Source organism: Bradyrhizobium sp. 6(2017) (genome assembly GCF_011058295.2).
GTDB lineage: Bacteria > Pseudomonadota > Alphaproteobacteria > Rhizobiales > Xanthobacteraceae > Bradyrhizobium > Bradyrhizobium septentrionale.
In genome coordinates this window covers 234,128-247,406 of the sequence record NZ_CP049289.2, presented here as the reverse complement: position 1 = coordinate 247,406, position 13,279 = coordinate 234,128, and the positions used below count along the sequence as shown (strand labels likewise).

General features: G+C 63.2%; 10 protein-coding genes. 4 read left to right on the top strand and 6 right to left on the bottom strand.

Going from position 1 to position 13,279, the window contains the following annotated elements:
* Positions 1–62 precede the first annotated feature (62 nt).
* Positions 63–2,432, top strand: a complete 2,370-nt coding sequence (locus tag G6P99_RS01155) for a metallophosphoesterase (protein ID WP_165127022.1) — start codon at positions 63–65, stop codon at positions 2,430–2,432.
* Between the two features lie 61 nt (positions 2,433–2,493).
* Here the strand turns inward: G6P99_RS01155 and G6P99_RS01150 are convergent, their stop codons facing one another.
* The 3 genes from G6P99_RS01150 to G6P99_RS01140 all read right to left on the bottom strand — a co-directional run bounded on the left by G6P99_RS01150 (position 2,494) and on the right by G6P99_RS01140 (position 5,247).
* Positions 2,494–2,988 (bottom strand): hypothetical protein, encoded by a 495-nt coding sequence (locus G6P99_RS01150; RefSeq protein ID WP_029080961.1) that lies wholly within the window; start codon positions 2,986–2,988, stop codon positions 2,494–2,496.
* A gap of 83 nt (positions 2,989–3,071) precedes the next feature.
* Positions 3,072–4,223, bottom strand: coding sequence for a DUF937 domain-containing protein (locus G6P99_RS01145; RefSeq protein ID WP_165127020.1), 1,152 nt, complete (start codon positions 4,221–4,223; stop codon positions 3,072–3,074).
* A gap of 523 nt (positions 4,224–4,746) precedes the next feature.
* The gene (locus G6P99_RS01140; protein WP_029080963.1) at positions 4,747–5,247 is read right to left on the bottom strand and encodes a hypothetical protein; all 501 of its coding nucleotides are present in this window, start codon (positions 5,245–5,247) and stop codon (positions 4,747–4,749) included.
* A 1,105-nt stretch (positions 5,248–6,352) separates the two neighbouring features.
* On the opposite strand from G6P99_RS01140, the gene leuS reads away from it, so the two are divergent.
* From leuS to holA, 3 genes are read left to right on the top strand one after another with little or no spacing between them, the layout of a single operon-like run.
* Positions 6,353–8,989, top strand: coding sequence for a leucine--tRNA ligase (gene leuS, locus G6P99_RS01135; protein WP_029080964.1), 2,637 nt, complete (start codon positions 6,353–6,355; stop codon positions 8,987–8,989).
* Positions 8,976–9,533, top strand: a complete 558-nt coding sequence (gene lptE, locus G6P99_RS01130; protein ID WP_029080965.1) for an LPS assembly lipoprotein LptE — start codon at positions 8,976–8,978, stop codon at positions 9,531–9,533. Before leuS ends, lptE begins: the two co-directional genes overlap by 14 nt.
* A gap of 8 nt (positions 9,534–9,541) precedes the next feature.
* Positions 9,542–10,573: a DNA polymerase III subunit delta gene (holA, locus tag G6P99_RS01125; protein ID WP_029080966.1), complete on the top strand. Its 1,032-nt coding sequence runs from the start codon at positions 9,542–9,544 to the stop codon at positions 10,571–10,573.
* Between the two features lie 123 nt (positions 10,574–10,696).
* On the opposite strand, the gene G6P99_RS01120 is transcribed toward holA, so the two are convergent.
* The 3 genes from G6P99_RS01120 to rsmG form a co-directional block, all read right to left on the bottom strand.
* Positions 10,697–11,584: a ParB/RepB/Spo0J family partition protein gene (locus G6P99_RS01120; RefSeq protein ID WP_029080967.1), complete on the bottom strand. Its 888-nt coding sequence runs from the start codon at positions 11,582–11,584 to the stop codon at positions 10,697–10,699.
* A 141-nt stretch (positions 11,585–11,725) separates the two neighbouring features.
* Positions 11,726–12,577 (bottom strand): ParA family protein, encoded by an 852-nt coding sequence (locus G6P99_RS01115; RefSeq protein ID WP_029080968.1) that lies wholly within the window; start codon positions 12,575–12,577, stop codon positions 11,726–11,728.
* 31 nt (positions 12,578–12,608) lie between these two features.
* Entirely contained in the window at positions 12,609–13,274 is a 666-nt protein-coding gene (rsmG, locus tag G6P99_RS01110; RefSeq protein WP_029080969.1) for a 16S rRNA (guanine(527)-N(7))-methyltransferase RsmG, read from the bottom strand.
* Positions 13,275–13,279: the final 5 nt, after the last annotated feature.

Here is a 13,279-nt window from a genome sequence, read left to right as displayed (position 1 = left end):
AGACTTTTCGGTGCATCCGGTGGGCTTGCGAGCGAGAAAATGCTGCAAATGGGCATTCGCTGATGCGGCACTGGTCCGCGCATCTTACTCGCGTGACGGCCGGCATCGGGCTCGTCGTAATCGGCGTGCTGGCGCTGGCGGCGCCGTTCGCGGTTGGCACCTGGTCCCTGCAATTCCTCGGCCTTCCCATGCTGGCGGTTGCGATGGCCGACCTTTACCAGACGCTTGCCAGTCCGCAGCTTCGGACCCATCCGGCTTCGTATGTCACCAGCATTCTTGCGACCGCTGCCGCCCTTGTCCTGTATCTCAGTCCGTCCCTGGTTGCTTCTGGTGTTGTCACGATATTTCTGACGTTTCTGGTGGTCGACGGCGTCGTAAAAGCCAGTCAAGCGGTCTTCGGGCCTCCATCGGGCACGTCGCGAACGGTCGCGATCGTAAACGGTCTGTCCAGCTTCATGCTGGCTCTGATCGGCTTTTGGGTATGGAAAACACTTGGTCTGCAGATCGCGCTCGGCGTAGCGGTCGCCGGATATGCCGCCTCGGCGGGATGGCGCCTGCTTGTGGCGCCGACGGAGCAGCGAGAGCGTGACCAAACATCCGATGCGACCAATAAGCACCCCGATAACAGGCTTAACCTCGGCAGCCATGAACTGTTTGCCGCAGGGCTCGCATCCCGTGCATCGAGCGCGCCCATCGTGGGACGCACCGAATTGCAGTGGCTGATGGTCGTGGGCGCGGTGCTGTTTGTCGTGCACCTCGCCCGCATGGAATCCAGCGATACCTGGCTCGGTCTGATCTCTCCGGTCGTGGCCACCGTCGGGGATGTCCTGATGGCCATATTGTTTGGAGCGCTGTTGGTACTACCGCTGCGCCTGGGCTGGCGGCTCCTGACCCGTCCCTTCGAGCGAATAGCATGGCGGCTGCGGTTCTCCGGACAGGATGTCAAGCTGCAAGCTTTGCCGCGGCGTCTGGTTCGGGGGTGGACCGATGCACGACTGTCGTTCGCAGCATCGCTGCGCGACGCCCGAAGTTCACTTTCCTCAGCCGTGGGTTTGACGATCCGCCTTGGCTTGCCGCTCACTGTGTTGTTTGTTGCCGTCAACACGATCTGGGGATTCACCTGGTACTTCAACACGGAAAGCTGGGCGAGCGCTTTCTATCAGAAGATGGCCGAACTGCGCGTCGACACTTGGCGTGCCGGCATGGTCGACGGCGTCATGTCGGCCTATGGCGGGAAAATCGACAAGCTGTTTCGGGTGACTCCGCCAGGAATCGACGATCAGGATTTCAGCTTCATCGTCATCGGCGATCCCGGCGAAGGCGATGCGTCGCAATACGCACTGATCGAGCGTTACCTGGAGATCGGACGGCGGGACGATGTCAAGTTCCTCATCATTGCTTCCGACGTCATCTATCCGGCCGGCGCCATGGCGGATTACGAGAAGAATTTTCACCTTCCGTTCAAGGGATTCAAGAAGCCCATTTATGCGATCCCGGGCAACCATGACTGGTTCGATGCGCTGGAAGGCTTCAACGCCAACTTCCTGGAGCCGCAAGCCGCGCGCGCAGCGCTGGCGGCGCGTGCCGACACTGACCTCAATCTCACCAGTACCGGCACCAATCGTATCGATCGGCTGGTTGATCGGGCACAGCGACTTCGCGAACTCTACGGTATTCAGAACGGCCTGCAGCGGGGTCCGTTCTTCGAGATTCAGACCGCGGACTTTGCCTTGATTGCGATCGATACGGGCATTCTGCGTACGATAGACGATCGGCAACGCGCGTGGTTGACCGACGCACTGGCGCGTGCGCGCGGAAAATTCACCATGGTTATTCCAGGTCACCCAAAATATGCAGGAGGTACGGATACCAGCACCGGCGACGACGCCTTCTCTGCCCTTTTTGCAACGCTTGAGAACGCCGCCGTCGATGTCGTGATGGCCGGCGACACCCACGCCTTCGAGTTCTATGTCCAGAATAAAGACGTCGCGGGCGGCGTGCGCCCGATCTATCACTTCGTCAACGGCGGCGGCGGAGCGTATCTCAGCATCGGCGGCGCACTTGGGTGGCCGGATGTCTTGCCGGTAGAGACCTGGGCTTTCTATCCAGGTCCGGATGCCGTCCGCGCCAAACTCGACACCGAAACTCCGGCATGGAAACAACCGGTCTGGGCCTGGATCAAGCGCTTTGGCGCATGGCCCGTCTCAACCGAAACCCTGTCAGGCATCTTCGATTTCAATCATGCGCCCTTCTACCAAAGCTTCGTCGAAGTGCGCGTTGAACGCTCAAGGAAGCGCGTTGTTTTTGCGCTGCAGGCAGCCAACGGCCCGGTCCGTTGGAAGGATTTGCACGCATCCTTCAAAGGCGTCGCGGGCATGGCCCCCGACGCGCCCGTTGAATTCATCGTCAACATGAAGGCGCCAGGCGGCTGACGTCCCTTTCCCTTCAGCGCGCGGTGTCGGGGATTTGCTTCTGGTACATTGGGACCTGTCGTTAGACGCCGAGCGCGCTCGATATCTCGGCCAGGGTTGCCTTTTCGGCGTCGCTCACCTGAACGCCTCCACCGAACAGGCTGCCGCCCTCGCTCGAGGCTTCGGCGGTGCTTTGGCTGATCTGACGTAGCCAATCCTTGAACGCAGCTGCATCACCCGGCGCCTTGGCCCCGAGTAATGCCGAGACCTGGCGCAATGAATCGATTGATTTAGTCTTCATCTCCGGGGGCTTGCTGCCGGCGAATTCCGCCTGCAGGCCATCGCGAGCGGCGCTTCGCCCCTCGCTGGTCGAGAAATCGGCGACCACCGCTTTCACGAGGCCGTTGGCGTTGGAGTCGGTCGCAGCCTTGCTCAATGCGGCGCCGCCAGCGAATGATTCCTTGAGCAGGCCCCACAGCCCGCTGGGTTCGGCGGCCGTGATGGCCATTCCCGCAATCATTGGGCTCTTCAGAAGCAGCGTCCATTCATCCTTGGTGAAGCTCGTCTTGTCTGCCATTGGTCATCTCCTGATGCGTATGTGTGAATCATCCTTCGCCGTTGAGCGCACGCTTCTGGGCACACGGCTCAACATCAGCGAAATCAGGATCGCGACAGTGTTTCGATCTTTCGGCGAAGCTCGTCGATCGTGGGTTTGGCAACGTCACCAACACCCGGCACTGCCAGCACGTTGTCACACATCTGGTTGATGGTCGGCTTTGCTGTTGCGATCAACTTGGCAAGAGCACTTTTTCCTTCCGGGCTGAGCTTTCCCGCAAGGTCGCTGACTTCATTCAATTGGGCTGTTGCTTCCCGGAGCTTGGGGATGGCCGCCTGGGCGGAAGCAACGTCCGTGATCGTGGGCAGCACGGATCTCAAGGTGCCGACGGACGAGTTGACCTTGTTCGTCAGACTCACGCCTCCAATCGTCAGGTCTGATGGAGCGAGGCCCACGGTTGCAGTCCCAGGCTGCACTGCGGCGGGACGCGGCAACTCGGCAACCGTTTCAGTTCTTGGCTGGAAGACATACCAGGCGAGAGCACCCAGTATGGCCACCGCCACTAACCAGTAGGGCAATTGCGACGACGCTGCGCTTGTCGTGGCCTGAGCTGCCCGGCTGGCCGAGGCAATGGTCCGCTCCGAGGCTCCGGCAATTCCGCTCCCGGCGGCTGAAGCTGCCGCAGCACCGCTACGCGCAACTCCCGCTGCTCTGTCGATGAGGCCGGCAGAGGCCAGATGGTCGGCGAGGCCGGACGGAATCGCCGCGACGATCTGATCTTTTTGCGAGCCGAGAAGCGAGGCGAGACCGTTCGTATCCAGGCCGGCGCTGCGCTGCTGCTGGCCCAACGTCCCGAGGACCACCGGGCCAAGCATGCCGAGCAATGACTTGCTGGCTTGGCCGTCGATTCCCGCGAACTTGCCAATCGATTGTGCGATTGTGTCCAGCGCTCCTCCGCCGAATAGACCGGAGAGCATGTTGGATCCGGTTTCCGCGAGGTTGTTCTGGCCCGAACCACCGATCAGGCTTTTGAGAAGGTCGAGCGATCCGGGTTGTTGCTGGGCCAACGAGCTGCTGAGTTGGCGGGCTCCCTGGGGAGTGGCGGTAACGTCCGCCAAGCCGGCAAGCAGTGCGGGGATGGCGCCGCCAATCGCCTTTTGCGCGACATTGCGGTCGATGCCCAAGACAGAAGCGATCTTTGCGATCATGTCAGGGGCCAGGAATTGCATCACAACAGAAACGAGATTTGCGGCCATGGCATTCTCTCCATTTTGATTGTGAGGTGTGTTGTGAAGTGAGTCGGGACTGAGGCTTAATCTCCGGTCGTTCCTCCGCACCTATTGCGTCAGGCAGATCGCGCAGGAGCGAACCTGGGTCGAACGTCGTCACCAGGACGTCGACACCAGATTGATTAGCGTCGCTGCCGCGCCATCATCTCCGTGTCCTGCCCCGGGGCGCATGTGCACCCTGAGGGTGTCGGCCACGATTGATCTAAATCAATGGAACCTGTCCGCCGTGAATACACGACGAACGGATCGCGGCCTGGCGGCCCCAGAGCAGGAACAGGGCGCGAAAGCAGGACGGTATGGCTTACCCATGTGCACTCCCGTTGATGGCCCATAGCCGAAGGTCCCGTTAGCCTTCGTGGCGTCGGCTCATTGGAGAAGAGCGAACGCTGTCCGGTTTAGTACCAAGGGCGGCTTTTGACCCCAACCGGACCTTGGCCCAATCTCCGCCCAACGCAGATGCTGCGGGTCTCTTGTGGGCCTCACGCGTGCGCTACGCGGTTCGAGATGAACCTTGCATGACACGCTTGACCAGCATGGCCGCGATGCCCGCGAGCACGGCCTTTGCCTGCGGGGACGCGAGCATGTCGATGATCGGGTTCGACGGTTGCGCTTGCTCTTGAGGCTGGGCGTCGCCACTGACGAGAATATCCCGGAGCTGACCGGGCTTCCCATGCAGATCGGTGAGCACCTCGCCCAGTTCCTTCGGTTCAGGCGCCACTTGTCCCGGTAGCGCCACGCCGCGCGCCGTGGCTCGCTCCTGCAGCATCTTCACGAACGCCGCCCGCTCTTCCGGCGAAAGCTTGCCCAACGCTACTATCGCTGCCTGCGCGTACTGGTCAGGCGGCACGGCGTGTGACACATCACCATACCGCTTGAGAACCTCTTGATCGGAGTAGCCTTGGGACGGGTCTCCTTGTTCGTATCGATCAACGAAATCCCGGTACTCCTTCTGGCGTTGCCCACCGCCAATTAGCTCGTCAAGGATACCCATCTACAGCTCCCTCATCGGTGTTGCACACAAGGCCAAGAGTGCAGTCGCTCCGACTGTTGGTTGCTACCTGCAAGGTAAACCCGGGCGGAAAGTATTGACCTAGGTCAAGGGGGCATGGCGGCCGCGCAAATTAATGTTTGCTTGATGATCGCAATTGACCCAAGGCCGACACGCATCCAGATCGGTTCTGTGTCGCCTCTTGATGGGTAAGGCAGACGCCTCATTTGCGAGTACGTGTCCTAGTTCTGCGGCCCAACGGATGCCAGCTTCGTGCCTCGCACGCCCCGGAATGCGGATGGATGGGACAGCCCCCTAGCGCTGAGTTGCCCGACGGCGCAAGCCCCCGCAGCAAAAATATTTCGGTTTATCGTAAGGGCTCAGTGGTATGAATCCTCCGTCTCACCCGATTGAGGGGCGCTCGCGATCGTCACGAACGTTGCGGTGGGATGCGGTGGACGCCGAGGTGCACGCGACGAACGTGGGCCAAGGCGGACGGTGAAATAGTGTGGTCCTGACACCTAGAGGCAGGTGTCCTCTCGCAAGATGCGAACGCGTTTTGCGATGGCGGTGACAAGCAAGCCCAGTCTCGCCGGGGAGAGCACGTATAAGCCGTAACCCATCGCGCAGGGAAAGCCGGGATGCTTCCGGTTTCACCTGTGGCCCTACCCCGGTGCTTCTTGTTGCGCCGGACCCATGGGTGCGATCGGCGCCCGACTTTCCCTGCGCCCTCTGCTGACGGAGAGGGTGGAACGAACGGCAAAACTCGGGCAAAACGTGTCGCGAGGATACGAAATCGTGCCTCCTATGGCGCTGTCATCGCCCGGCTCGACCGGGCGATCCAGTATTCCAGAGGCACTCGTAACTGAGCCGATGGGCCACGGCGTACTGGGTCACCCGGTCAAGCCGGGTGACGACACCGGATGGGGATCCGGGAGCTCCCTCACCCGCCCAGGCCGGCATCATCAAGACGCGCATTCCGCACCCCTCACAATCAGCATTTGGCGGGGCCCAAGCCGTTGACCCCATGGGCGATTTTATGGCCTAGTCCGCCGTCCCCGGATGGGACCCGAAAATCACCCAAAGCCACCAAAAGCCTTGCGATTTCATGACCGCCGAACGCTACAACGCCCGTGAATCCGAACCCCGCTGGCAAGCCACCTGGGACGAAAAGGCGATCTTCGCCTCCAAGAACGACGATAAGCGGCCGAAATACTACGTGCTCGAGATGTTCCCGTACCCGTCGGGGCGCATCCATATCGGCCATGTCCGCAACTACACGCTCGGCGACGTGCTGGCGCGCTTCATGCGCTCCAAGGGCTTCAACGTGCTGCATCCGATGGGCTGGGACGCGTTCGGCCTGCCGGCGGAGAACGCCGCGATCGAGCGCAAGGTGGCGCCGAAGGCCTGGACCTACGACAACATCGCCGCGATGAAGAAGCAGCTGCGGTCGATCGGGCTGTCGCTCGACTGGAGCAGGGAATTCGCGACCTGCGACCCCAGCTATTACAAACATCAGCAGAAGATGTTCCTGGACATGCTGCGCGCCGGCCTCGCCGAGCGCGAGAAGCGCAAGCTGAACTGGGATCCGGTCGACATGACCGTGCTCGCCAACGAGCAGGTGATCGACGGCCGCGGCTGGCGCTCGGGCGCCGTTGTTGAGCAACGGGAAATGAGCCAGTGGGTCTTCAAGATCACGAAATACTCGCAGGAGCTGCTGGAGGCGCTGGACGGTCTGGACCGCTGGCCCGACAAGGTGCGGCTGATGCAGCGCAACTGGATCGGCCGCTCCGAGGGCCTGTTGATCCGCTTTGCGCTGGATTCCGCGACGACGCCGGCCGGCGAGAGCGAGCTGAAGATCTTCACCACGCGGCCGGACACGCTGTTCGGCGCAAAATTCATGGCGATCTCGGCGGATCATCCGCTGGCGGTGGCCGCTGCCGCGAAGAATCCCAGGCTCGCCGAGTTCATCGCCGACATCAAGAAGATCGGCACCGCGCAGTCGATCATCGACACCGCCGAGAAGCAGGGCTTCGACACCGGGATCAAGGCGGTGCATCCGTTCGACCCGAACTGGAAGCTGCCGGTCTATGTCGCGAACTTCGTGCTGATGGAATACGGCACCGGCGCGATCTTCGGCTGCCCGGCGCACGACCAGCGCGACCTCGACTTCGTCAATAAATACGGCCTCGGCAATGTGCCGGTGGTCTGCCCCGAGGGCCAGGACCCGAAGACGTTTTTCATTACCGACACCGCCTATGACGGCGACGGCCGCATGATCAATTCCCGCTTCCTCGACGGCATGACCATCGAGCAGGCCAAGGAAGAGGTTGCGAAGCGTCTGGAGAGCGAGCTGCGCAGCAACGCGCCGGTCGGCGAGCGGCAGGTCAATTTCCGCCTGCGCGACTGGGGCATTTCGCGCCAGCGCTATTGGGGCTGCCCGATCCCGGTGATCCACTGTGCGACCTGCGACGTGGTGCCGGTGCCGGACGACCAGCTGCCGGTGACGCTGCCGGAGGATGTCAGCTTCGACAAACCGGGCAACGCGCTCGACCATCATCCGACCTGGAAGCACGTCACTTGTCCCAAGTGCGGCGGCAAGGCGGTGCGCGAGACCGACACGATGGATACCTTCGTGGACTCGTCCTGGTACTTCGCGCGCTTCACCGATCCCTGGAACGAGATGGCGCCGACCACGCCCGCGGTCGCCAACCGGATGATGCCGGTCGACCAGTATATCGGCGGCGTCGAGCACGCGATCCTGCACCTGCTCTACAGCCGCTTCTTCACCCGCGCGATGAAGGCGACCGGCCATATCGACATGACCGAGCCGTTCGCCGGCATGTTCACCCAGGGCATGGTGGTGCACGAGACCTACCAGAAGGCCGACGGCAGCTGGGTGACGCCGGCCGAGGTGAAGATCGAGGTTGGCGGCAACGGCCGCCGCGCGGTGCTGCTGGCGACAGGCGAAGACGTCGAGATCGGCCCGATCGAGAAGATGTCGAAGTCGAAGAAGAACACCGTCGACCCCGACGACATCATCGCGAGCTACGGTGCCGACGTGGCGCGCTGGTTCATGCTGTCGGACTCGCCGCCGGATCGCGACGTGATCTGGAGCGACGAACGCGTCCAGGGCGCCGCCCGCTTCGTGCAGCGGCTGTGGCGGCTGGTGAACGAATCGGCCGAGATCGCCAAGACGGCGCCGGCGAGCCGGCCGACGACGTTCGGACCCGAGGCTCTCGGCTTACGCAAGGCCGCCCATGGCGCGCTCGACAAGGTGTCGTCCGGGATCGAACGGCTGCATTTCAACGTGTGTCTCGCCCATATCCGCGAGTTCGCCAATGCGCTGGCCGAGGTACTGGCGAAGGGCGACAAGCCGGCCCCGGACGTGGTTCCAGATGTTTCTTGGGCGGTGAAAGAGGCCGCGACCATCCTGGTCCAGCTGTTCTCGCCGATGATGCCGCATCTGGCCGAGGAGTGCTGGGTGGTTTTGGGCCAGCAAGGGCTGGTTTCCGAGGCCGATTGGCCGCAAATCGAACGCGATTTGCTGGTCGAAGACAGCGTGACTCTGGTCGTCCAGGTCAACGGTAAAAAACGAGGTGATGTTACCGTGCCACGGGCGGCGCAAAATGCGGATATAGAGGCTGCCGTTTTGGCGCTCGATGCGGTAAAAGCCGCCTTGGGCGGCAAATCCGTCCGCAAGGTGATCGTGGTGCCCATGAGGATCGTCAATGTTGTCGGCTAGGATTGGGATCGCCGCCCGGCTGGTGGCCGTGGCCGCCTTGGCCGCGCTGACGGCCGGATGCTTCCAGCCGATGTATGCCGAGCGCACCCTCGACGGGTCGTCGTCCGCGCTGCGCGAAAAGCTGATGGCCGTCGAGGTTCCGCCGGTCGACAAGCCGAATGCCTCGCGCGAGGCCCGGGTCGGCGTCGAGGTCCGCAACGCGCTCGCCTTCAAGCTCTACGGCACCGCCACCGGCGTGCCGCCGACGCACCGGCTGGTGCTGCGCTTCACCACCAACCGCGCCTCGCTGATGCTCGACCCGACCACCGCGCTGCCGACCAGCGAGAACTACGGCATCGACGCCCAGTTCAACCTGGTCGAGATCGCGTCGAACAAGTCGGTGATGACCGGCACCACGTTCTCGCGCGTGTCCTATGACATGCCGGGCTCCTACCAGCGCTACTCCCGCGCCCGCGCCTTCCGCGACGCCGAGGACCGCGCCGCGCAGGAGATCGCCGACAACATCCAGACCCGGCTCGCCTCCTTCTTCGCCACCGGAACCTGATCGCCGCATTGGCAGCACTTCGCGGAAAAGAGATCGACAGCTTCCTCGCCCGGCCTGACGCCGGCCGTCCGATCATCCTGCTTTACGGTCCGGACTTAGGCTTGGTGCGCGAGCGCGCCGACGCGCTGATGGCCTCCGCCGTCGACGATCCCAACGATCCGTTCTCGCTGGTGCGGCTCGATGGCGACGAGCTCGCCGCCGAGCCGTCGCGGCTGGTCGATGAAGCCATGACCGTGCCGCTATTCGGCGGCCGTCGCGCCATCCGCGTCCGCGCCGGCTCGCGCAATTTTTCGAGCGGCGTCGAGACGCTGACCGAGACCCCCGCGCTGAAGGATTGCCGCATCGTGATCGAGGCCGGCGAACTGCGGCCGGAATCGCCACTGCGCAAGATCTGCGAGCGCGCCAAGAATGCGGTTGCGATCGGCTGCTATCCCGACACCGAACGCGACCTCACCAAGCTGATCGAGGACGAGCTGCGCGTCTCCAATCTGCGGCTCGCGGGCGATGCGCGCGCGGTGCTGATGTCGCTGCTCGGTGGCGACCGCATGGCCTCGCGCAACGAGCTGCGCAAGCTTGCGCTGTTCGCGCATGGCAAGGGCGAGATCACGCTCGACGACGTCATGACCGTGGTCTCCGACGCCTCCGAGCTGAAACTCGATCCGATCGTCGATGGCGCCTTCGCCGGCAACGCCGCGCTGGTCGAGACCGAGTTCACCAAGGCGATGGTCGCCGGCACCTATCCCGGCGTGATCATCTCGGCCGCGCAGCGCCAGGCGGCGTGGCTGCACAAATCGGCGCTCGCAATCGCGGACGGCGCGCCGGCATCAACCGTGCTCGAAGGCGGATTTCCGCGGCTGCACTTCTCGCGCAAGCCCATGGTCGAGATCGCGTTGCGCAATTTCACTCCGCCGCGGCTGGTGAATGTGATCGATCAGCTCGCGAACGCAGCGCTCGACATGCGCAAGCAGGCCGCGCTCGCCGCCGTGATCGCACAGCGCGCGCTGCTGTCGATCGCGGCCAATGCGAAGCGGCGGGGGTGAAGCACGCTATTGGGAAGACGTCATTGCGAGCGAAGCGAAGCAATCCATCGCTCCGCACGTGCAGAGGGATGGATTGCTTCGTCGCTATCGCTCCTCGCAATGACGGAGACGGATGCCGCCGGACTAACCGCCCTCCAGCCGCCGCACCACCTCGTCGAGCTGCTCGAGGTTGCGGTAGCTGATCTGGACGGTGCCGCCGGGATCGCGGTGGCTGACGGTGACGGCAAGGCCGAGCGCATCGCTGACGCGCTTCTCGAGCGCCAGCGTGTCGGCATCCTTGTCGACCTTGGCCGCACTGCCACTGCGCGCCTTCTGCGGCTTGCGCTCCGGGACGCCCTCCTCATGCGCCAGCGCCTCGGCCTGGCGGACGTTGAGGCCCTCGGCGACGATGCGCTTCGCGGCAGCGAGCGGATCCGGCACCCCGATCAGTGCGCGGGCGTGGCCGGCGGAGAGATCGCCCTTGGAGATCAGCGCCTGCACCTCGGCGGGCAGCTTGGTCAGCCGCATCATGTTGGCGACGTGGCTGCGGCTCTTGCCGACGATCTTGGCGATGTCTTCCTGGTTGCGTTTGAACTCGTCGGCGAGCGCGTGATAGCCCTGCGCCTCTTCCATCGCATTCAAGTCTTCGCGCTGGACGTTCTCGATGATCATGATCTCGAGCGCGTCGGCATCAGAGACCTCGACCGGCACGATCGGCACTTCGTGCAGCCCGGCGAGCTGCGAGGCGCGCCAGCGGCGTTCGCCGGCGATGATCTCGTAGCGGTCCTGCACGCCCTTGATGGCGCGCACCACGATCGGCTGGATCACGCCGCGCGCCTTGATCGAATCGGCAAGCTCGCCGAGCTCGGCGTCGGCGAAGCTGCGCCGCGGGTTGCGCGGGTTGGCCTTGAGAAATTCGATCGGCACCTTGCGCTGGTTGCGCGGCCGCTCGACATGCGCGGCCTCGCCGCCGACATCTCCGATCAGGCTTGCCAGCCCGCGCCCCAGTCGCGAACGCGCTTCATCGGCCATTGTTGCGAGCTCCCTTGGATTCACGCGCAGTACTCCAGACTTGAATTTCAGAATCGGTGGATGGGTCGAGCGCAGCGAAGCCCATCGCTGCCGTCATGTGCCGAGATCGGGTTCGCTGCGCTCCACCCATCCGGCGCACCGTCAATGCGCGCGCAGCTCGCGCTCGCGCTGGATCACTTCGGTGGCGAGCTTGAGATACGCATCGCTGCCGGCGCATTTGAGATCGTAGACCAGCACGGGCTTGCCGTAGGACGGTGCTTCCGAGATGCGCACGTTGCGCGGGATCATGGTGTCGTAGACCTTGTCGCCCATGAACTGGCGCACGTCGGCAACGACCTGGTTGGAGAGGTTGTTGCGCGAGTCGAACATGGTCAGCACGATGCCGTGGATCGACAGGCTCGGATTGAGCGTCGAGCGCACCTGCTCCACGGTCTGCAGCAATTGCGACAGACCTTCGAGCGCGAAGAACTCGCATTGCAGCGGCACCAGGATCGCATCCGACGCCGCCATTGCATTTACGGTGAGCAGGTTGAGCGAGGGCGGGCAGTCGATCAGCACGTAGGTGTAGTCGGCTTCCGGCGAGACGTTGTTGTTGAGCCCGGCGATCGCATCGCGCAGCCGGAACGCGCGGCCCGGCGTGGTGCCGAGTTCGAGCTCGAGGCCGGAGAGATCCATGGTGGAGGCGGCGATGTGCAGCCGCGGCACCGCGGTCGCGACCACGGCATCGCGCAGCGGCGCCTCGCCGATTAGGACGTCGTAGGTCGAGCAGCTGCGGTTGCGGCGATCGATGCCGAGGCCGGTCGAGGCATTGCCCTGGGGGTCGAGATCGACGATCAGGACCCGTTCGCCAATCGCTGCGAGTGCTGTGCCAAGGTTGATCGCCGTGGTTGTCTTGCCGACGCCGCCCTTCTGATTGGCGAGCGACAGGATGCGCGGATGGCCGGACGGCTGGGTCGCCCTATCCTCTTGATAAACCTCGTCCATCACAGTCATACCAAAATACCATTTGCTCTTGCGGAGTCCCCTAGCGCCGCTCGATTGACCCGAGTTCGACGATCCAGCCCTGTCCGCCGGTACGGCTGGCGTGTAGCTTTGGCTCAATAATCCAATATTTAGTGGCCTCGGTCAATTCGGCCTCTACATCTTGACCCTTCAAAAACAGCGCCTTGGCGCCCTTTTTGACCCACGGCTCCGCAAAGCCGATCAGTTGATGTAACGGAGCCAGCGCCCGCGCGGTGACGCAATCGATGGGCCCTGCGATTCTATCCACAGTATCCCCGATATCAGCCAGATGCACCGTCCCCGGTGACACCGTCACTCTGACAGCCTCGCGCAAGAATGCGGCCTTCTTGGCGATTCGCTCAACCAGATGGATCGAAGCGCCTGATGTCTCGGCCAAAGCACAGGCCAGCACGACGCCGGGAAAACCGCCGCCGCTGCCGAGATCGACCCAGGACTTTGCCGTTGGCGCGAGGCTGAGAAGCTGCAGCGAGTCGGAGATATGACGGGTCCAGAGGTTTGGCAGGGTGGAGGGCGCGACGAGATTGGTCTTCGCCTGCCATTCAAGGAGAAGGGCGATGTAGCGGTCGAGCCGCGCCTCTGTTTCACGTGAAACAGGGGTGAGCGCGAGCGCTGCCGCCTTGTCGTTGGCGGAGACGGTGAGTTCTGCGGGTTGCGAGGCTGGGGCCATTCTGG

Bases quoted from the DNA above. Each gene is read 5' to 3' on its own strand.
- G6P99_RS01120 (WP_029080967.1), bottom strand. From the start codon at position 11,584: ATGGCCGATGAAGCGCGTTCGCGACTGGGGCGCGGGCTGGCAAGCCTG.
- rsmG (WP_029080969.1), bottom strand. From the start codon at position 13,274: ATGGCCCCAGCCTCGCAACCCGCAGAACTCACCGTCTCCGCCAACGAC.
- lptE (WP_029080965.1), top strand. From the start codon at position 8,976: ATGTTGTCGGCTAGGATTGGGATCGCCGCCCGGCTGGTGGCCGTGGCC.
- leuS (WP_029080964.1), top strand. From the start codon at position 6,353: ATGACCGCCGAACGCTACAACGCCCGTGAATCCGAACCCCGCTGGCAA.
- G6P99_RS01150 (WP_029080961.1), bottom strand. From the start codon at position 2,988: ATGGCAGACAAGACGAGCTTCACCAAGGATGAATGGACGCTGCTTCTG.
- G6P99_RS01140 (WP_029080963.1), bottom strand. From the start codon at position 5,247: ATGGGTATCCTTGACGAGCTAATTGGCGGTGGGCAACGCCAGAAGGAG.
- G6P99_RS01155 (WP_165127022.1), top strand. From the start codon at position 63: ATGCGGCACTGGTCCGCGCATCTTACTCGCGTGACGGCCGGCATCGGG.
- G6P99_RS01115 (WP_029080968.1), bottom strand. From the start codon at position 12,577: ATGACTGTGATGGACGAGGTTTATCAAGAGGATAGGGCGACCCAGCCG.
- G6P99_RS01145 (WP_165127020.1), bottom strand. From the start codon at position 4,223: ATGGCCGCAAATCTCGTTTCTGTTGTGATGCAATTCCTGGCCCCTGAC.